Origin of the sequence: Microcoleus sp. Aus8_D2 (genome assembly GCF_036702665.1) — a bacterium.
Lineage (GTDB): Bacteria > Cyanobacteriota > Cyanobacteriia > Cyanobacteriales > Microcoleaceae > Microcoleus.
Genome location: NZ_JAUBUN010000003.1, coordinates 86,637 through 105,670, shown reverse-complemented (window position 1 = coordinate 105,670; position 19,034 = coordinate 86,637). Strand labels below are relative to the sequence as shown.

At 46.3% G+C, this 19,034-nt stretch carries 16 protein-coding genes and 1 tRNA gene; 10 read left to right on the top strand and 7 right to left on the bottom strand.

Translation table 11 applies throughout. From position 1 onward, the window contains the following. Window positions 1-37: 37 nt before the first annotated feature. Entirely contained in the window at window positions 38-1,537 is a 1,500-nt protein-coding gene (locus QUB64_RS03600) for a phytoene desaturase family protein (protein WP_333267581.1), read from the bottom strand. Window positions 1,538-1,876: 339 nt separating this feature from the next. Between QUB64_RS03600 and QUB64_RS03595 the strand changes: the two genes are divergently transcribed. The 4 genes from QUB64_RS03595 (at window position 1,877) to QUB64_RS03580 (ending at window position 7,637) form a co-directional block, all read left to right on the top strand. After that, entirely contained in the window at window positions 1,877-3,586 is a 1,710-nt protein-coding gene (locus tag QUB64_RS03595; RefSeq protein ID WP_333267579.1) for a hypothetical protein, read from the top strand. A gap of 257 nt (window positions 3,587-3,843) precedes the next feature. Then, complete coding sequence (locus QUB64_RS03590) at window positions 3,844-4,839, top strand: pentapeptide repeat-containing protein (RefSeq protein ID WP_333267577.1); 996 nt, start codon at window positions 3,844-3,846, stop codon at window positions 4,837-4,839. A 43-nt stretch (window positions 4,840-4,882) separates the two neighbouring features. After that, window positions 4,883-5,113 (top strand): hypothetical protein, encoded by a 231-nt coding sequence (locus tag QUB64_RS03585; RefSeq protein WP_333267575.1) that lies wholly within the window; start codon window positions 4,883-4,885, stop codon window positions 5,111-5,113. Between the two features lie 103 nt (window positions 5,114-5,216). Then, window positions 5,217-7,637 (top strand): NACHT domain-containing protein, encoded by a 2,421-nt coding sequence (locus tag QUB64_RS03580; RefSeq protein WP_333267573.1) that lies wholly within the window; start codon window positions 5,217-5,219, stop codon window positions 7,635-7,637. 351 nt (window positions 7,638-7,988) lie between these two features. On the opposite strand, the gene ureC is transcribed toward QUB64_RS03580, so the two are convergent. The 5 genes from ureC to QUB64_RS03555 all read right to left on the bottom strand — a co-directional run bounded on the left by ureC (window position 7,989) and on the right by QUB64_RS03555 (window position 13,305). After that, on the bottom strand, window positions 7,989-9,839 hold the full coding sequence (gene ureC, locus QUB64_RS03575) for an urease subunit alpha (RefSeq protein WP_333267571.1): 1,851 nt from the start codon (window positions 9,837-9,839) through the stop codon (window positions 7,989-7,991). 137 nt (window positions 9,840-9,976) lie between these two features. Then, window positions 9,977-11,107 (bottom strand): glycosyltransferase family 61 protein, encoded by a 1,131-nt coding sequence (locus tag QUB64_RS03570; protein ID WP_333267569.1) that lies wholly within the window; start codon window positions 11,105-11,107, stop codon window positions 9,977-9,979. 334 nt (window positions 11,108-11,441) lie between these two features. Beyond that, window positions 11,442-11,759 carry an urease subunit beta gene (locus QUB64_RS03565; protein ID WP_333267567.1) on the bottom strand — a complete coding sequence of 106 codons (318 nt, stop codon included), beginning with the start codon at window positions 11,757-11,759 and terminating at the stop codon, window positions 11,442-11,444. A gap of 33 nt (window positions 11,760-11,792) precedes the next feature. Then, window positions 11,793-12,095, bottom strand: coding sequence for an urease subunit gamma (gene ureA, locus QUB64_RS03560; RefSeq protein WP_293255018.1), 303 nt, complete (start codon window positions 12,093-12,095; stop codon window positions 11,793-11,795). Window positions 12,096-12,420: 325 nt separating this feature from the next. Next, window positions 12,421-13,305 (bottom strand): urease accessory protein UreD, encoded by an 885-nt coding sequence (locus QUB64_RS03555; RefSeq protein ID WP_333267564.1) that lies wholly within the window; start codon window positions 13,303-13,305, stop codon window positions 12,421-12,423. Window positions 13,306-13,584: 279 nt separating this feature from the next. On the opposite strand from QUB64_RS03555, the gene fmdA reads away from it, so the two are divergent. From fmdA to QUB64_RS03535, 4 genes are all read left to right on the top strand, one after another. Next, window positions 13,585-14,760 (top strand): formamidase, encoded by a 1,176-nt coding sequence (gene fmdA / locus QUB64_RS03550; RefSeq protein WP_333267562.1) that lies wholly within the window; start codon window positions 13,585-13,587, stop codon window positions 14,758-14,760. 63 nt (window positions 14,761-14,823) lie between these two features. Then, window positions 14,824-15,087 carry an FmdB family zinc ribbon protein gene (locus tag QUB64_RS03545; protein WP_333267560.1) on the top strand — a complete coding sequence of 88 codons (264 nt, stop codon included), beginning with the start codon at window positions 14,824-14,826 and terminating at the stop codon, window positions 15,085-15,087. 153 nt (window positions 15,088-15,240) lie between these two features. Beyond that, window positions 15,241-15,468, top strand: a complete 228-nt coding sequence (locus QUB64_RS03540; protein ID WP_333267558.1) for a hypothetical protein — start codon at window positions 15,241-15,243, stop codon at window positions 15,466-15,468. A 407-nt stretch (window positions 15,469-15,875) separates the two neighbouring features. Continuing rightward, the gene (locus tag QUB64_RS03535) at window positions 15,876-17,651 is read left to right on the top strand and encodes a sensor histidine kinase (protein ID WP_333267556.1); all 1,776 of its coding nucleotides are present in this window, start codon (window positions 15,876-15,878) and stop codon (window positions 17,649-17,651) included. Window positions 17,652-18,046: 395 nt separating this feature from the next. On the opposite strand, the gene QUB64_RS03530 is transcribed toward QUB64_RS03535, so the two are convergent. Continuing rightward, a tRNA-Leu gene (locus tag QUB64_RS03530) sits at window positions 18,047-18,131 on the bottom strand. Window positions 18,132-18,331: 200 nt separating this feature from the next. Between QUB64_RS03530 and ndhL the strand changes: the two genes are divergently transcribed. Together ndhL and QUB64_RS03520 are read left to right on the top strand one after the other, a co-directional pair. Then, complete coding sequence (ndhL, locus tag QUB64_RS03525) at window positions 18,332-18,547, top strand: NAD(P)H-quinone oxidoreductase subunit L (RefSeq protein ID WP_015179358.1); 216 nt, start codon at window positions 18,332-18,334, stop codon at window positions 18,545-18,547. Beyond that, window positions 18,548-18,853, top strand: coding sequence for a DUF3007 family protein (locus QUB64_RS03520; RefSeq protein WP_333267554.1), 306 nt, complete (start codon window positions 18,548-18,550; stop codon window positions 18,851-18,853). Window positions 18,854-19,034: the final 181 nt, after the last annotated feature.

Sequence of the window (19,034 nt, the reverse complement as noted above, 5' to 3'; positions counted from 1 at the left end):
GGACTAAAGTCCTCACTACGAACCTGTTGCGACTAATTTACAAAAATTTTGCTGTAATATCGGAATTTACTAAGGTATTAGCGCACAAAATACCCGATGCTGCGACGGCGGGGACTCCAATTCCCGGCATCGTGCTGTCTCCCACCCGATACAAGCCTTTGACTGGGGTTTGTGGCCCGGGCCACGTGCCTTTGCCGGCGGCGATTGCAGGCCCGTAGGTTCCTTGATACCGGCGCAAATATCGGGCGTGGGTTAGCGGTGTGCCGATCGACTCCAGGACTATTCGCGATCGCAAATCCGGTATAATTTTTTCTAAAGCTTTAAACAGAGATTGCGATCGCGCTTGTTTCCTTTCTTGATAACCGTCGCCGTATTTCCAACCTGCATAAGGTTCCAATGTATAGGCGTGAATCGCGTGATGTCCGGGCGGTGCAAGAGTTTGATCCCACACAGTCGGAATCGAAATCATGCAGGTATTTCCGGGTACTGTAATGTCCACTTTGCTGTCATGAACGACGACGTGGTGGCCGGTCAAGCCTGCGATTCCTTCGGCTTTAATGCCTAAATGCAGGTGCATGAAACTGTCTACTGCGGGCATCGCTAAGGCAGTTTTTCGGTAGCTTTCCGGCAAATCTTCAGGCCGTAGCAATTTTGTATAAGTATCCCAAACAGTGGCATTTGAGATGACAATTGGGGCGCGGATAGTTTCGCCGTTTTGCAACCGAACGCCCGTAGTTTTCCCGGATTCAACTAATATTTGCTCGACGGGTGTTCCCAATCGCAACTTTCCACCCCAGCGCTGCAAGCCTCGGACTAACGCATCGACGATCGCACCGCTGCCTCCTACAGGATACTCGATCGCCGATCGCGATCGTTCCCCAATCATAAAAGCGATTTCCGGCGCGACGGTTCCGTGCGCTTTCAAGCCCGATAGCAAGAAGCACTCCAAATCGATCAAGCGCCGTACCCAAGGATCGTGCACGTCCCTATCCATTAATGTACCAGCCGAACTGGCGATCGCACCTAATGACGGTAACAGCTTCAGCAAAGCAGGCGAGTATCGAGACAGCAAAACAGGTATTAACTGCCAGTCGGCTCTCAACGCTAAAGCCGGAATTCCACGCAAACCTTCATACAAAACTAATAAATTTTGTTGAAATTGCTGCAATTCTATGGCGCCTTGCGGTGCGAATTTAGCTACAGCATCTAAGTAATTTCTCGCATTAGCATAAACTGGCAAACTTCCCTCAGGAAAATGGTAATGCCCCAGCGGATCGTAGGCAATTGCTGCGATCGATTCCTCCAAAATATTCAAGACTTGCCGCAAAGGATTCAGCGACTGGGGGTCACTCAAACCGCAATAAAAAGAAGGCCCCGAATCAAAGTGAAATCCCCGGCGCGAAAAGCTGTGAGCAGCCCCGCCCGCTATGGTGTGGCTCTCGCAGACGACTACCCCTTTGCCGTAGCGAGCTAGCATCGAGCCGGCGACTAAGCCGCCAATGCCGCTGCCAATTACGATCGCATCAAAGTCTTGCATTTATCAAATGTGGTATGATTGTATTATTTCTTGCTGACCCACAACAAACTGGTACGGTGCCACGTACAATTGTCGTGGATGCTCATAAAATTTTAGACCATTGTTCCTGCTCCCTGATTCAATGCTGCAAGTCAATCTCAAATCTCAAATCGAAAAATCTCAAATCGACTGACTCTTGACCAGCCCAAAAACGGGTACTGTGCCACGTACTTAAGTCTGGGAGATACTAAAATTTTAGACTCAAGTTCTGGTTCCGGTGATTCCATGCTGCAAGTAAATCTAAAATCTAAAATCTAAAATCTAAAATCGACTGACAGGGTATTTTTTGGGAGGAAAACTATGCAAGCTTTATCTATTTTAGATGAAGTTGTTCGCGAATTAGAACAAGATGTCAATCTTTCGCGCATAAAAAAAATAATATTTTTTGCTTGTAAAGAGTGTTGGGAAAACGATGCTGCCCAACTCGCCAGCGCCGATCTAGGGAACTTAATCGAAGAACTCTGCGCTAAATACAGCAGGTTAGAAGATATTGAAACTGTTTTAAACAGTATAGTTTCCAAGGTTAATAAAAAAACCGAGTACGCTTTAGTGGCAGATCAAATCGTCTGCCAACTTAGCAGGTTTTACGAATACCAAGATTTCACAAAATTAGAAACAAACATATCTAATTTTGGCGGTTACGAAGCACCTGCATTTGATGACCACTTCAGTTCGCAACTGCCCGCAGGGGAGTCGAGCGAAAGAGACCCCGGAAATCTATTTGATGTCAGACAAAAAATTTTACAGCAAACCAATCCGCTGAGGGCAAAAATCCTCATTTTTTCTACTCTTTATCACGAATTCACTTTTAGCGATCGCGATTGGCTGCTGCTGAAAACCCAAGAACTTGACAAGCTGCTGCGACAAATGTTTAATGTCTGTGGCAGCCTAGCCGAACTCGAATCTAATTTGTACGGAACTGCCGATCATCTCGACAACACCGACGAATACGACCAAGCGGCTAGCGTGATTATCAAAGCGATGAATCCTTGTTACGCAAAATTGCAACAGGAAGAACGCGATATAGCCGAAGATTCAGCTACCCAAGATTCGGTTAGCGAAGATTACGATCAGACGCATTTAAATAACAGTGTTTATGAAGACAACGAGCCGGTTAAGAGGCGCAGCGAATATTTTGAACCCGGGGATATTACTCAGATCATTCAAGCTGCTCCGGCTCACTATCATTATGACCCCCAGAAGAGTTACTTAGTGCCGGACACGGCAGAAAATGTACAGTTTAAAGAACCCAAAACCAGCAGCAATAATTCCACTGCCAATTTCAGACAGGAATTGGTAGAAACCTTCCAAATTGCAGAACCGCCGACAATTGTCGAAGGTTTCGAAGCCGCAGCTCCTGTTACTATAAATATTAGCGATTCCATCAAACGCAAGTTGGGATTGGAAGAAGAAATGAAAGGATTAGTCAGTCAAAGTGCTAACTCCGCTACTGCGCAAATAGAAAAGATATTCAGCGAGTTAGAATCTGCTATGAACGCAAAATTTTCTACAGAAAGTGCAGAGGAGCGTTTGTACTGGAAATATAAAAATCTCAGAGATTATGTAGAAAAACTTCAGGGATTTACCGACAAATTAATGGAAATCCTGAGCGAATTGGAGTCAAAAGAAAGCGGGCGCTCTCCTGCTGAAATCCAGGATAATATTGCCGAAAATATTTCAGCCACAGAGCAGCAAAAGTCTAGCCCTCAACCAAATCAGTATCAGCTTGTGGAAATGGCAAAACAAGGCAAACCAAAGGCGATCGCCATTTTGATCAATCAATTGCTACAACCCAAGGGAATTACTGCCACAGCGGGATTTAAAGAGGGTTGGCTCCACGTCATTCTGGAGTCTGCCGAAGTCCCAAGCCAACAGGATACAGCTACATACATTTACAAAAAACTGGGTACTTTAAAATCACAGTCTCTGACTCATGTGAAAATTCACGGGCGACAGTTAGGGCACAAAACAGTCGCTTGGACTCAAGATTTTGTGAATAAAACTAATTAAATGCCAAGATTAAAGTCTGAGTATACAAAAACTTTCGTCCCTATTTTCAGAGACTAGAAATGCCAGAAATATATAAATCAATACGGTTCAGTTAAGCCCGCTCCCCCCGCGCAGGGGGGACAAGAGTGTTCTCTTTCCTCCCCGCAAAGATTCGGGGAATGCGAGGGGTATCTCCGGGTAATAAACAGTGTTAACAATCGCGTATCGATCTATAAATAGTAAGTAGATTTTGCCCAATAATTAACAACCCCAAAAATATGAATGCCAGCGAAATTTTAAGGCGATATACATCAGGAGAACTAGATTTTCAAGGTATGAATCTGAGAGGCGTCCACCTGAGCGGTGCGGATTTAATCGGCGTCAATTTAAGCAGTGCCGATCTCTGCGGTGCAAACTTAGCGATGTCATACCTAAACAGAATTAACCTTCAGCGCGCAAATTTAACTAATGCAAAGTTGTGCGGTGCTAACTTAAATCAGGCAAACTTGAGCGCAGCAAATTTGTCCGATGCAGACTTCCACGGAGCAACTTTGCAAGGTGCAGATTTTCGCAAAGCCAACATCTCTTTGGCAGTTTTTATCGATGCAAATTTGAGCGATGCAGATATGCGAGGCGTCAATTTGCAAGGTGCTGATTTGCGCGGCGCGTGTTTGCGCGGTGCAAATTTGCGCAAGGAACAGCGGATTTTTGAGGGTGCAAATTTACGGGGTGCAAATTTGCAAGGTGCTGATTTGCGGGGTGTCAATTTGCTAGGTGCTGATTTGACTAAAGCTAATCTCAGTCAAGCGAATTTGACTGAAGCTTTTCTGCGGGAAGCAAATTTGACTCAAGCAAATTTGAGCGAAGCTATTTTAGATGGCACTTTTTTGACTGAAGCAACTTTGGTAGAAACAAATTTTTCCTGGGCTATCATGACAAGTGCTAAGTTGGAAAGAGCTGTATTAATTGATGCTGAATTAGCTGGTGCTAATTTGCGCGGTGCATTTCTTCCTGATGTTAAGTTGAGCAATTCTAATTTAGTTATGGCTGATTTGAGTCGTGCTAATTTGGTGCGGGCTGATTTGAGTCGTGCTAATTTTAATCAGGCTAATTTGAGTGAGGCGGATCTGACTGATGCTTATCTTGCTCGAACTGATTTGCGGGAGGCGATTTTGCACCGCACAAGTTTGATTAGGGCTGATTTGAGCACTGCTAATTTAGCGGGTGCTCAATTGCGCGGTACGATTATGCCCAGTGGAGAAGTACACGGTTAGGAATGGGAATTGGGCATGGGGCATTGGGCATGGGGCATGGGGCATGGGGCATGGGGCATGGGGCATTGGGAATTGGGCATGGGGCATGGGGCATGGGGCATGGGGCATGGGGCATGGGGCATGGGGCATGGGGCATGGGGAATTGGGAATTGGGAATTGGGGAATTGGGAATTGGGGCATGGGGCATGGGGCATGGGGCATGGGGCATGGGGAATTGGTAATTGTAAGGTGGATAGCTTATCGCTATAGTTCGATCGCCCAATTAGGTACGTAGTTGCGCTTCAGCGCTCTTTCCATATATCAAAGAGCGCTGAAGCAAGCGCAACTGCATACCTTGAAATTTTATAATCAATCCATATTTTAAAATCTACAATCAAATGGCAAAACCAGTTGATTTTCCTAAATACCTGCAATTCCTGGTTGAGTCTTATCAAGAAAAACAGCATCTCTACACGCTGACGGATTTACAGGTGGAGGTGCGCGAGGAAATGCCACCCCAGGAAAAATTGCCATTTCCCGCAGAAAATAAACCAGAAACGAAAATCGATCGCCTGGAAGTGCTAGCGGGACTCCGCAAATACGTGCAGCAGGGAAATGTGTTGCTGCTGGGAAAGCCCGGTTCGGGAAAATCGACGGTTTTGCAGCGTTTTCGGTGGGAATTGGCACGAGAAGCGTTGGAGAAGGCCGATCGACTGATTCCGGTATTGGTACAGTTGAAGTACGATGAGTCGATCCTAGAGGCAATCTGTGCAGAATTTGAGAATGCACAGCTCAATGTTAGCCCGGAAGAGGTAAACGATTTGCGGGTGCGTGGCAAGTTGCTGCTGTTGCTGGATGGGGTGAATGAGATACCATCGCAAAAACGGCGGCAGGAGTTGCAGCGATTCCACGATAAAAATTCCCATACGCGGATGATTTTCACGACGCGGGATTTGGCGCTGGGGGGATCTTTGGGAATTGAGAAGAAGCTGGAGATGTGCGCGCTGACGGAAGCGCAGATGCGGGAGTTTGTGAGCAAGTATTTGCCGCAACATGGGGATTTGCTGCTGCGACAGTTGGGAAATCGCCTGCGGGAAGTTGCAGAAACGCCGTTGCTGTTGGTGATGATGTGTCAGGTGTTTGAAAATAGCGGGAAAATTCCCCAGAGTAAGGGCGAGTTGTTTCAGGAGTTCGATCGCCAGTATGACGAGTTTAAGGGCGCTCAGTCGGTTTCGGAGGATTTTCGGCGCTTCAAGTCGGATCTGTTGCAGCAGTTGGCTTTTGTGATGTTACAGGGCGATTCGCAGCGCCCTACGGATGGCTGGGTGGCGATTTCTCGCGATCGGGCTGAGGGGATTTTGGAGTGCTGGTTGCGCGATAAGGGGGTGCTGGATGCACCAACCAAGGCGAAGGAATGGCTGGAGGATTTGCTGGAACATCATCTGTTGCAGGTGGCGGCAAAGCGGGAGGAAATTGAGTTTCATCACCAACTGTTTCAGGAGTATTATGCGGGGCGGGCGTTGCGGAAACTGTTTGATGAGAAGCATTCGGATGCTACGGGCGATCGACGGTTGCAGCATTTCTATTTGAATTATTTTAAATGGACGGAGCCTCTGGCGTTCATGCTGTCGTTGTTGGCGGATGAGGTGCAGGCGGTGCGGGTGGTGCGGCTGGCTTTGGATGTGGATTTGATGTTGGGGGCGCGGTTGGCGGGGGAGGTGCAGCGGGAGTTTCAGCAGCGCGCGGTTGGGTTGGTGGATGGGTTGGATGTGCCGGGGTGGTTGAAGGTTGCGCTTTTGGGGGAAGTGCGATCGGATGCGGCGATTCCGGGATTGCTTAAACTCGTTGAACATTCAAACTCTGATGTGCGTAGGAAAGTGCCATATGCCTTAGGTAAAATCGGTTCTGAGGCAGCGGTTGAGGGATTACTTAAACTCGTTGAATATTCAGACTTATATGTGCGTAAGAAGGTAGCAGATGCCTTGGCTAAAATCGGTTTTGAGGCAGCGATTCCGGGACTATTTAAACGTGTTGAAAATTCAGAATGGTATGTGCGTAAGAAAGTGGCAGATGCGTTAGGTAAAATCGGTTCTGAGGCGGCGATTCCGGGATTACTTAAACTCCTTGAAGATGCAGACTCTGATGTGCGTAACATGGTGGTAGATGCGTTAGGTAAAATCACTAAGCAGTACACAGAAAAAGTTGTCTCCCATCTCCCCCATCTCCTTACCTTAATCCCCTCCGAATCCGGCAAAGAAGTTCACCGCCTCATTCTCGCCATCCAAGCCGCCTGCGAATATTACAACTACTCGATTCGTCAGTTATCCCTAACACCGCAGCCAGCCAAACCACCCCAACTAAACGAGCTCCTTGCTAAAATTGACCAAACCACCCAGCAAATCCACAACAGAACAAAACAAATGGCTGACAAACCCACCCAAGACTTCACCAATGCAACCTTCCAATCCCTCGTCAACTTCGGTACCAACAATGGCAATCAAGCCCAAAACCTCCACATCCCTGCCCAGCAATCCTCCCCTGAAGCTGCACTGAATGCAGTGGTGCAAATCATTCAGGCATTAGAAAAAAAGTATACCTACGTGCAAGACGAACAACAGGCCCTCAATATTATTGATGCAGAATTTAAGGAAATAAAAGAGCAAAAACCCATCGAGTGGCAAAACCTAATCAGCGTCAAACGGCTTTGCAACGGTGGCAAAAAAGCAGCGGTAAAAGTTGGCGAACACTTCACCGAATCAAACCCCTGGGGTAAAGGACTTGTTGCCTTCATTGAAGGCGTATCCGAAGAGGTAAAATAGCCATAGGACTGATACACGGGAGGTCAGAAACCGGGTTTTTTACGAAGATACTTCGTTGTTATCCAAAGATTCGGTAAAAACCCGGTTTCTTTGGCGGAGTGCGTCAGTCGTGACGAAACGACAAAATTTGTAGGGGCGGGTTCACCAACAATCTACGGTAAAAATGAATGATCTCATAAACCCGCCCCACCCCACAAACAATCAAAATGTACCATAATTTAGGGCAAAATGTTCATGTAAATTATCGCGGGGGGGGGGCGGGTTTATGAGATTGTTTGTGAATTTCATAGATGGTTGGCTCACGGGCCCCTACAGAATTTTGGGATGTTTTTGATGAGATTACATCACCAATCAAAACAGAAAATATCGCTGCGCCATTGGCAAAACAGTTGCCGGTTCGCAAGTTAACAATTGCCCATCCGCCCTCACTTCATAGGTTTCTGGATCGACTTCCATATGTGGCAAATAATCGTTCAGTTTCATATCTCTTTTACTAATCTGCCGCGTGCCCGAAACTGCTACAGTGGGCTTTTGTAAACCTAGCTGTGCTGCAATATCTCGATCGCGCGCCACCTGCGAAACAAACGTCAAACAAGTCGCCCCAATCGCCCCGCCAAAACTCCCAAACATCGGCCGCATATGCACCGGCTGCGGCGTCGGAATGCTCGCATTAGCATCTCCCATCTGCCCGTAGGCGATCGCACCTCCTTTAATTACCAACTCCGGTTTCACCCCAAAAAACGCCGGCCGCCACAAACACAAATCCGCCAACTTACCCTCTTCCACCGAACCCACATACTGACTAATTCCGTGAGTAATCGCCGGATTAATCGTATATTTCGCAATATACCGCTTCGCCCGAAAATTATCATTCCGACCCTCTATTTCCCCCCCTTGGTAAGGGGTGGTTATCCCTCTTGTTTCCCCCCCTTGGTAAGGGGAGGTTATCCCTCTTGTTCCCCCCCCTTGATAAGGGGGGGTTAGGGGGGGTAAATTTGTTTCCCCCCCTTGGTAAGGGGGGGTTAGGGGGGGTAAATTCCCCCTTTGCACCTTCATTTTATGTGCAGTTTGCCACGTCCGAATAATCACCTCTCCAACCCTTCCCATCGCCTGCGAGTCAGAAGAAATCATACTAAACGCACCCAAATCGTGCAAAATATCCTCAGCAGCAATAGTTTCCCTTCTAATTCTCGACTCAGCAAAAGCCACATCTTCAGGAATCCCCCGATCCAAATGGTGGCAAACCATCAACATATCTAAATGTTCTTCCAAAGTATTGACAGTGTAAGGGCGAGTCGGGTTAGTTGACGAAGGCAAAACATTAGCTTGACCGCAGACTTTAATAATATCCGGTGCGTGGCCGCCGCCAGCACCTTCTGTGTGATAAGTATGAATTGCCCGATTTTTAAATGCCGCAATTGTAGCTTCCACAAATCCCGCTTCGTTGAGAGTGTCGGTGTGAATTGCCACTTGCACGTCGTACTCGTCAGCTACACTCAAACAATTGTCGATCGTTGCTGGCGTAGTTCCCCAATCTTCGTGGAGTTTCAAACCCATTGCACCAGCCAATACTTGTTCGACTAATCCTTGAGGTTGACTGCTATTTCCCTTACCTAAAAATCCCAAATTTACCGGGAAAGCATCGGCTGCTTGCAGCATTCTGTAGATATGCCAAGGCCCCGGAGTGCAAGTGGTGGCGTTTGTACCTGTTGCTGGGCCAGTGCCGCCGCCGATCATCGTAGTGACTCCAGAGGCGATCGCCACTTCGATTTGTTGCGGGCAAATAAAATGAATGTGAGTATCAACTCCCCCCGCCGTCAGAATCATTCCTTCACCAGCAATCACTTCCGTACCGGGCCCGATAATAATATCTACCCTATCTTGAATGTAAGGATTTCCAGCTTTCCCAATTTTGAAAATTTTCCCATCTTTAATGCCGACATCTGCCTTAACAATTCCCCACCAATCCAATATCAAAGCATTAGTAATTACCGTATCAACAGCACCGTCAGCATTAGAAATAGGCGACTGTCCCATGCCATCGCGAATGACCTTTCCACCGCCAAATTTCACTTCATCCCCGTAGGTTGTGAAATCTTGCTCAACTTCTATGAATAATTCAGTATCGGCTAACCGCACGCGATCGCCCGTTGTCGGCCCGAAGGTTTCGGCGTAGGCGCGGCGATCCATTCTGTAACTCATGCTTTCTCCTAATATTAATAATTTTTTTAGTTAGCAGTTGAGGATAGCTTAAATTATACTATGTGCCGAGCCGCTCCATCTGAGTTAGCAAATATTTACAATATTTGTGCGATCGCCCATTTTAGCGATTTGTAAATTCATTCCAGCATTTTCTTGATTTCCCTTCTCAAAACCTGCACATCCACCGTCATATCCATGCCAATTAAACTCCAATCTTCCGAATCATCACTGTCATCAACCATACGGGAGTATTCTAATCCCAATAGCTGCGAAATGTAATAGAAAAACGGCGGCGTGTACCCTCCATAAAAGCATTCCAATACTTTCGTTCCCGGCTGACACCACAGCAAATTTGTAAAACCAGCGCCGTGAGGGCCCACAACCACCTGCGCTTCTGCAAACAGGCGAATTTGTTCATCCACAGTGCGCGAGATATCTTCCAAAATTTCAAAATCAAACTCTTTCAACACCTCTCGTACTTGTGCCTCATTTTTAACCTGGCGCCGCCCGCTTCTAGAAAGATAAAGTTTTCTGTAAGGCTTGACATTTTCCTTAAGACAGAATTTGTTCCGCAAAAGCTCTATATCGTAAGGACTGGGAAAATACCAATCTTGATTGTTTCCCACCACGACACTTTCTGCATGATATCCCGTATCTCTAGCGCGAGTGTCGATTAGCGAACTTTCAGGAATACCGAGTTTTGTCAGAAATCCCAACTCAAAATCTGTATGTCGCAAAGGATAACAAATTTTAGCTTCTTGCCAAATTTCCTTACCTAAAGCCTCCTCAATCCGACAAAGTTTAGCCAGCACAAAAATGACATAATCGTAATAACTGCACCACAAATGCGACCAAGGAGCAACTACCAGCGGATAGGTAATTTGGTGGGGTTTATAAGGCCATTCCAGAATCCCCGCACCGCTAATCCTAAAATCCAAGTCTAAAAGCAACTTGTTATTTAGTAGCGTGTTTCCCGACGTACAAATAGTTAGAGAATCTATTTTTTTATTCACGGAAATTTTCCAAACATAATCTGGATCAAAAGACACGGTTGTTTCTGTGGTAAAAAACCGAGAAGGCACTCCGTTTACTGAGGTTAATGCGGGTATGTTGACTGGTTCGTGCTGTTGTTTGTAAACGATGCTGTTATCTAACAATTTGATGCTGGTGCGCCGATCTAACGGGGTTCTCCAAACACGTCTCGACGTTTCCAGCAAGCTCTGCTTCAACATCTGTTTGATCTGGTCAACTAATTTTGGGTTCATCATGCGCTTTTGCTGTGTATGTTTGCGGTTTTAATAACCAATATCGATCGCAAACTGCAGACTTTAACTCGCTCACAAGTCTGAGATTTAACTAACAAAAGAAAGGCACTTATGCACTGATGCATAGAATTTTTTTTGAGAGTGCTTTGTCACTCTCCAGGGGTAGCACTGGAAGTGATACTATTTTCGATTTTCGATTTTCGATTTTCTCTGGGGATGACTTATCACGATCCTGGTTTGGATCGCGGGCTGACAGTTGCATTTTTTTAACTGGTATGAGTTTTAAGTTAAAAAGTTCCAAATTCAAAACTCAACACTTGCGAACTGTTTTCTGATTTCATGCTTCAGCATCCAGATGACCGTTCACTTTTCCATTAAAGCCGTAGACTTGACGACTACCAACAAACGGCACTAATTGAACTTCCCTTTCATCTCCCGGTTCAAATCTAACTGCTGTACCTGCGGGGATATCCAACCGCATTCCTTTTGCTTGTTCTCGATTAAATTCTAAGGCTTCGTTCGCCTCATAAAAGTGATAGTGGGAACCGACTTGAATGGGTCGATCGCCCGTATTTCCGACCAGCAACCGCACCGTTGGGCGATCGGCATTCAGCACAATTTCACCGTCTGAAACAATCATTTCTCCCGGAATCATATCTGTCTCCTGCGAGTCTCTGCGGTTAAATTTTTAACGAATCGGATCGTGCACTGTCACCAACTTAGTTCCGTCGGGAAAAGTCGCCTCAACTTGCACTTCATGCACCATTTCCGGTATCCCTTCCATCACATCTTCCCGCGTCAGCAGAGTTGTCCCGTAGCTCATTAAATCTGCGACGGTGAGGCCATCTCTTGCTCCTTCTAAAATGGCGGCTGAAATGTAGGCTAGTGCTTCTGGATAGTTTAATTTTAAACCTCTTTGTTTCCGGCGCTCTGCTAGCAGGGCGGCGGTGAAAATCAGCAGTTTGTCTTTTTCTTGGGGGGTGAGTTGCATTTTTATTGTTGTAAGTGCGATCGCATTATTTGTGATCTCTCAACTATCAGCGGCCGTAATTTATCGCTAATTACATCCCATAACCCAACGATAGTGTTAACATCCGGTTTCTGTCAAGGTGGTTTATGCTTTTATTTTTGGACTTTAGCAGAGTACCGGAAAAAGAGTGTTTGTCGATCGCATATTTCTTCTGGTAAAACTCGGCTATCTTGTCGCAGGGAATGTCAATCGGAAGTTGTATGTCTTGTGCTGGGGGCGGGTAATGCATTTGATTTGTTGCAGCGGAAACAGAAACTATCTGAAACTAAAAAACTCACAGAGAATGCTATTTTATCCAAACTCTCGGCAAACAGCAAGGGCGCTCTGAAAAAGACCAACGCAGCAATTGCCAAATGGCGACAAACCAGTCTCTGGCGGCAGCGGTGGACGAACCGCGATATCGGCACAGCAAACCGTTGGGAATGCGAGTAACGCCGGTAGCAGAATTAACTGCTACAGATGCTGGATAAATTGTTTCTTCGCAGCGCAAAGCTCGCACTTTTTCCACCATCTCGGCTGTGACGGCTTCGCCGATCCAAGCGAGGGTAGCGACTACGGGTTTTCCGGCTAAGCCGTGAGGACTTTCGAGCATTTTTCCCCCGCCTTTGAGCCATTGTCTGTCAATCCACAGAGGGCTGTTTTGCTGCCAGATTTCGGTGTGCGATCGCCATTCTCCCGACAAGAACTTTTCGCCCCTAGCACTGCGTCCAAACCGCGTAATTTCCCACAGCAAAATACTGGTTTGCGGTGCCAATTCTACCCGCAAATCTTGTCGATAAATTGCGCCGTCAAAAACGATTGTTTCCTGCGGTAGCCATTCCAAATTACCGCCGGAATCTACTTGAATGTCAATATTTTGTTGTGCTAACTGTCCGCTGCTGCGATATATTTTACCAGCGGCGGCGGTGGTGATTAAGGCTTTGGCGTTTGGTTGGAGGTGGAAATTGAGCGAAAGGCGATCGCCCCCGACAACTCCCCCAGCCGTGTGCAAAACTACGCTGTGACAAACCTCTTTCCCTTCAGGATAAAACGGACGCTGCACCTTGAGGGGTGCTTGCATTTGATTGTGAATGATTTGAGTTGCGCCGTCGCGGTTCGCGTAGGCTAAATTGAGGCTGCCGTGCCAACCATTTATCTTATTTGCAGCTTGTTCAGTTGAAGATTCAGTCACAGATTTTTGCTAAAGACAGCCACTATCAAAAACATACCACGGCTGCTGCGCCCTCCATCAAATTTTTACAAAATGATAATCGCGATCTTAAATATTTTGGCGATCGGCACTTATTCGTATAATATTTTACATTTATCAAATATCAAATCGGGCAAGATGCGTGTAGCACATAAAAATGACGGGATTCACTTAAACCTCAACAGCTTACTCCGCTCTTAGTAGCCTGTCAAACCACTGTTTGCGTCCCAGACTCAATCATTTACTAAAGGAGTGCAGACTATGCCTCAAGTTCTCTTCAAAGTTGACTTGACCAAACCGATGTCCGAACAGGAATTAGTCGGTCACAACCGCTGGCATCCAGATATTCCAGCAGTAGTGTCCGTCAATCCCGGCGAGGTATTTCGCATCGAGTGCAAAGACTGGACAGACGGACAAATTAAAAATGACGACAGCCCCGACGACATTCGCGATGTAGATTTAACAGTAGTTCACGTTTTGAGCGGGCCAATTTACGTTAACGGCGCGCAACCCGGAGATATTTTAGTAGTCGATCTCCTCGACATCGGGGCTTTGCAAGGGGACGAATGGGGTTTTACGGGAATTTTTGCTAAAGAGAACGGCGGCGGCTTCTTGACCGAACATTTTCCGACTGCTGCTAAAGCAATTTGGGATTTTCAGGGAATTTATACCGCTTCCCGACACATTCCAAAAGTCAGGTTTGCTGGGATTACCCATCCGGGTTTAATTGGCTGCGCTCCTTCTGTGGAATTGTTGAATAAATGGAACAAACGGGAAGCGGAATTAGTAGCAACAAATCCCGACCGAGTACCACCTTTAGCAGAACTGCCGAATCCCAAAAATGCAGTTTTGGGTTCGCTGACAGGGGCCGAATTCGATCGAGTTGCTGCGGAAGCGGCGCGCACTGTTCCTCCCCGCGAACACGGCGGCAATTGCGATATTAAAAACCTGTCGCGGGGTTCGAGAGTTTACTTCCCGGTTTATGTCGAAGGCGCGAAACTTTCGATGGGAGACATTCATTTTTCTCAAGGTGATGGGGAGATTTCCTTCTGCGGGGCAATTGAAATGTCGGGGTACATCGACCTCCACGTTGATATTATCAAAGGCGGAATGGATAAATACGCGATGGTAAACCCAATTTTCAAACCCGGGCCTGTGGAACCGCGTTATTCTGAATACCTAGTTTTTGAAGGGATTTCTGTTGATGAGTTTACGGGTCAGCAATATTATCTGGATGCCCACGTTGCTTATCGGCGAGCTTGCTTGAATGCGATCGAATACTTGAAAAAGTTTGGCTTTACTGGAGAACAAGCGTATTTGCTATTAAGCTGTGCTCCGGTTGAGGGTCGAATCAGCGGCATAGTTGATATTCCCAATGCTTGCTGCACGCTTGCTTTACCGACAGAAATTTTCGAGATGGATATTCTGCCGTCTTAATTAGTAGGGCGGGAACTACCCGCCTTCGCTCCTTCCATTCCAAATCTACCATCCAAAATTGCTATGCCTCTTTACGATTTTCGGTGTGAAACTTGCGGCTTGTTTGAGAAGTGGCGCCCTCTTGCAGAATCAGATACTCCTGTGCTTTGTCCAACCTGCGAAACTGCTGCTAAACGCATCTTTTCGCCGCCGATGATTTTAACAGGAAATCTGCGGTTGAAAGGTCAAGAAAATAAGGAACCGCAAGTCGTTAAGCGTTCTGAGGAACCGAAACCGCAGCGGAATCGGGAACACCGAGGGGGACGACCTTGGATGATCGGTCACTGATGCAGTCCGACTGTGCGACAGGGGTTTCAATCCCTGTCTCATAGCTAAAAAAAATGTGCCAATAAATAATTTGGGATTAAAAGAGCAGCGAATCAATGAGTAGAGGAAATTCGCGCAACTGCTGTCGAACTGCACCAATACCCCACTCAACAAATGTTAGCAAAACAGTGGGGAATTACTCAACTTTACAATAAGTTTTTTGAAGAACTAACCAGCCAACTTTATAAACTCCACGCTCAGCTCGATCGCCAAGTCATGCAAGCTGACGGATTTACTGACAGCGACGATATCTTAGCAAAACTCCTCGAATTGAACCTAGATCTCGCAAAAAAAGAAAAACGGGGAGAATCCGTAGTTGGGTCTTGTACCCCAACCAAGTAAAAATACTGATTGCAGTTATCATAAGTTTTGTAAACTTGCGTATAATCACATAAGTTGTTGATACAGATCACAAACACTTTGCTCTAAGAACAGAGATAATTAACAGGGGGTGGGCTAAATCGCCTCGGCTGGCAGCTCAAACAGCGATCGCTCTGGCAGACTTCATAGAAAGATCGGTTTCGACATTTTGTAGGCAACCGAGTGTCCGAAAAAAACCGCAAAAGTTAAAAACCCGAAAAACTCTCGTATCTCCCGCTCGGGTATTTTCAGAAGTATAATACGAAGTATTATGTGTTTTAACTAAGTTAAATGATTAAGTGAAAAATGGAGGTTTAGGCTGTTTATCGATATTGCAAAAAATTGTGCAGGATGTCAACTACTCCTGATTTTTTTGGGAGGAACTTTCGATGTTATTATTTACCGACCCTCAGCCAGAAGATAGCAAAGTAGACCAAGAGAACTCTGCTAAAAAAACATTGTTACAGCATTCATCTATTAATTTCAATTGGCTAAGGGAACGATTCAACCATTTGCGGATCGGCCAAAAAATTAGCTACGGCTATGCTTTAGCTATCGGCATAGCGATTTTGGGCACGGGTACGGGACTGAAAGTGGGAGACTACTTTCGCAAGCAAGCTTTAATTCAGGTAAATGTTGCCCAACAGCAGCAGCAACAGTTGCAAAATTTGCAAAATACCGTGTTTGAAGCCCGATCGCAGGCGGCGAGATTGCCTGCTGTTTTGGGAAACACGGTGTGGCTGCAATACGAACGCGATCGGTTTGTCCAGAAAATCAATCAAGCGAAAAGCCTGATTTCCGAAATACAACTTTTTGCCATAAAAAATCCCGACCGGCTAGCAATAGAAGAGAAAAATTTGCAATCTACATTGCAAAGGTATGCCATCGTCATTGATTACTACGGTCAGCTAATTAAATTGCAGTTAAAAGAAGCCCAAGCTTGGGATTTGCCGGCAAACCGCATCGACTCCGCACAGTTACAAATGTTGAGGACTAGGAGTGGGGAAGAGGCGATCGTATTAGATCAACTTGCCGACAATTTGACCGCTCAAATTGCAGAAATAGAAGTTCAAAAACTGCAAGGGGCAGAAGCATTAGAAGAAGCTGAAGGTTTGCGCAACCGAATTATTCTGGGGAGTATGGTGATTTCAGCACTGATCGCCGTCTTACTGGCGGACAAAACCAGCCGCGCGATCGCCCAACCCCTCGAAAGCGTCACCAACGTCGCCCAGCAAGTCGCTCGCGAATCTAATTTTAACCTGCAAGTACCAGTCACAACCGAAGACGAAATCGGAGTTTTAGCAGCTTCTTTCAATCAATTGATTCAGCGAGTTAGCGAGTATACACAAGAACTCAAACAAACTCAATCCCAATTAATTCAAACCGAAAAAATGTCGTCTCTCGGTCAAATGGTGGCGGGGATAGCCCACGAAATCAACAATCCCGTCAACTTCATCGGCGGCAACATTGACTATGCCAACAGATACATCGAAGATTTGGCAGATTTGGTAACTCTCTATCAAAAATACTATCCAAACCCACCGGATGAAATTCAAGACTGCATTGAAGACATTGAATTGGAATTTCTCAGAGAAGATTTGCCAAAAACCCTCTGTTCGATGAAAATGGGAGCCGATCGCATTCGTGAGATTGTCGTATCCATGCGCAACTTTTCCCGCTTAGATGACGGCCAAATGAAACCGGCAGACATTCACGAAGGAATAGACAGCACCCTGGTAATTCTCAATCATCGGCTTAAACAAGGCATTCAAGTTATTAAAGAATACGGCAATTTGCCTCTGGTTGATTGCTATGGAGCGCAACTGAATCAAGTATTTATGAACGTGCTCGGCAATGCAATAGATGCGCTGGAGGAGGTGAAAAAGTCCGACAAAGGGTTTTCGCCAACGATTTGGATGATCACGGAAGTTACGGCAGACAATACTGTCACTGTCAAGATTCGGGATAACGGGCCGGGAATTGCGGACGCAAGTGCCCAACAGATATTTGACCCATTTTTCACCACAAAGTCGATCGGCAAAGGTACTGGATTGGGATTGGCTATTTCCTATCAAATCGTTGCCAAGCATCAAGGCAAAATTGAGATGAATTCTCAAATAGGACAGGGGACTGAATTTGCGATTACTTTGCCAGTTGCTGCGTAATATCACGCGGGGCGGGGACACTGCTCAAACCCATTGGTGTCAACAATCGCCTAAAACCGTTGATAAATCTCGCTTTTATCCGAGACCCGATCCCCCTAAATCCCCCGAAAGCAAGGGGGACTTTGAGAAGATTCTTGTCCCCCCCTTAAGAAGGGGGGCTAGGGGGGCTCGGGCCTCAGCGGTAAACAGCAGTCTGTAACTACGTTTGATGTTAAGTTGACACTAATGGCTCAAACCCCATCCCACAAATCTTGCAAGAATTACTATAAGCTGGCGCGCATCTAATTTGAAGAATCTTCTTTCTTAAAACTCTTGTGGGGTGGGCTTCTAGCCCGCCCAGAAAAATAAAGTTAAATGCCGCAACAGCTTATTAGCTCACAAAGCATGGAATTTAATGGGGGTGGAGGGACTTGAACCCACACGACCGTTTCGGGTCAACGGATTTTAAGTCCGTAGCGTCTACCATTCCGCCACACCCCCCTTTCGTGAAGCTGCTGCTGTGGGTTTGAGCCACTAACCGCAACAGCCTTTTATTCTACAACCAAAACCCCAATTTACGCAACCCCTAATCGAAAAATTCCCAAAAGTCGCGCGGGATCTCCCCAAGCGGTACAATAGTTAACCAGCTAGCGGAGCGTCTCAGCCCACTTACCCCTGTTATTTTTCCCCTAAATCAATCTATGTATATTACCTTACTGCTTTACGCCGTGTTGGCCGGAACTTACCTCCTGGTAGTACCCGCGGCCACCTACGCTTACCTGAACAGTCGCTGGTACGTGGCCACCTCTTTTGAGCGTGGCTTCATGTACTTCTTGATGTTCTTCTTTTTCCCAGGTATGTTTCTCCTCGCTCCTTTTTTGAATTTTCGCCCCAAACGGCGGCAGATAGAAGCCTAAATGCGACGTATTGACGTAATTGGAATCAGTCTCGGCTTTTTTGTAGCGGGTGGGTTGGCCTACTTGGTGCTACAAATCGCCGGACTCGACAGCATGAATGCAGGGATTTGGAGTCAGTTATTTTTGGTCGCCGGCTTGATTGGCTGGCTGGTGACTTATTTATTTCGAGCGCTTACTCAAAGTATGACCTACAGTCAGCAACTCAAAGAGTACAAAGATGCTGTCTTGCAAAAGCAGCTCGATGAACTCACTCCTGAAGAATTAGCCAAACTTCAAGCCGAAATTGAGCAGGAAAAAGATAGTTAGTCAATGGGCATGGGGCATGGGGGATGGGGGATGGGGCATAGGGCATAGGGCATGGGGCATGGGTCAATAGTCATTGGTCAATAGTCATTGGTCATTGGTCAACAGTCAATAGTCATTGGTCATTAGTCAATAGTTATAAAATCTCTTTCTAATGACGGGAGCATCTGGATTGTGTGGTGCT

Bases quoted from the DNA above. Each gene is read 5' to 3' on its own strand.
- QUB64_RS03600 (WP_333267581.1), bottom strand. From the start codon at position 1,537: ATGCAAGACTTTGATGCGATCGTAATTGGCAGCGGCATTGGCGGCTTA.
- QUB64_RS03595 (WP_333267579.1), top strand. From the start codon at position 1,877: ATGCAAGCTTTATCTATTTTAGATGAAGTTGTTCGCGAATTAGAACAA.
- QUB64_RS03590 (WP_333267577.1), top strand. From the start codon at position 3,844: ATGAATGCCAGCGAAATTTTAAGGCGATATACATCAGGAGAACTAGAT.
- QUB64_RS03585 (WP_333267575.1), top strand. From the start codon at position 4,883: ATGGGGCATGGGGCATGGGGCATTGGGAATTGGGCATGGGGCATGGGG.
- QUB64_RS03580 (WP_333267573.1), top strand. From the start codon at position 5,217: ATGGCAAAACCAGTTGATTTTCCTAAATACCTGCAATTCCTGGTTGAG.
- ureC (WP_333267571.1), bottom strand. From the start codon at position 9,839: ATGAGTTACAGAATGGATCGCCGCGCCTACGCCGAAACCTTCGGGCCG.
- QUB64_RS03570 (WP_333267569.1), bottom strand. From the start codon at position 11,107: ATGATGAACCCAAAATTAGTTGACCAGATCAAACAGATGTTGAAGCAG.
- QUB64_RS03565 (WP_333267567.1), bottom strand. From the start codon at position 11,759: ATGATTCCGGGAGAAATGATTGTTTCAGACGGTGAAATTGTGCTGAAT.
- ureA (WP_293255018.1), bottom strand. From the start codon at position 12,095: ATGCAACTCACCCCCCAAGAAAAAGACAAACTGCTGATTTTCACCGCC.
- fmdA (WP_333267562.1), top strand. From the start codon at position 13,585: ATGCCTCAAGTTCTCTTCAAAGTTGACTTGACCAAACCGATGTCCGAA.
- QUB64_RS03545 (WP_333267560.1), top strand. From the start codon at position 14,824: ATGCCTCTTTACGATTTTCGGTGTGAAACTTGCGGCTTGTTTGAGAAG.
- QUB64_RS03540 (WP_333267558.1), top strand. From the start codon at position 15,241: ATGTTAGCAAAACAGTGGGGAATTACTCAACTTTACAATAAGTTTTTT.
- QUB64_RS03535 (WP_333267556.1), top strand. From the start codon at position 15,876: ATGTTATTATTTACCGACCCTCAGCCAGAAGATAGCAAAGTAGACCAA.
- ndhL (WP_015179358.1), top strand. From the start codon at position 18,332: ATGTATATTACCTTACTGCTTTACGCCGTGTTGGCCGGAACTTACCTC.
- QUB64_RS03520 (WP_333267554.1), top strand. From the start codon at position 18,548: ATGCGACGTATTGACGTAATTGGAATCAGTCTCGGCTTTTTTGTAGCG.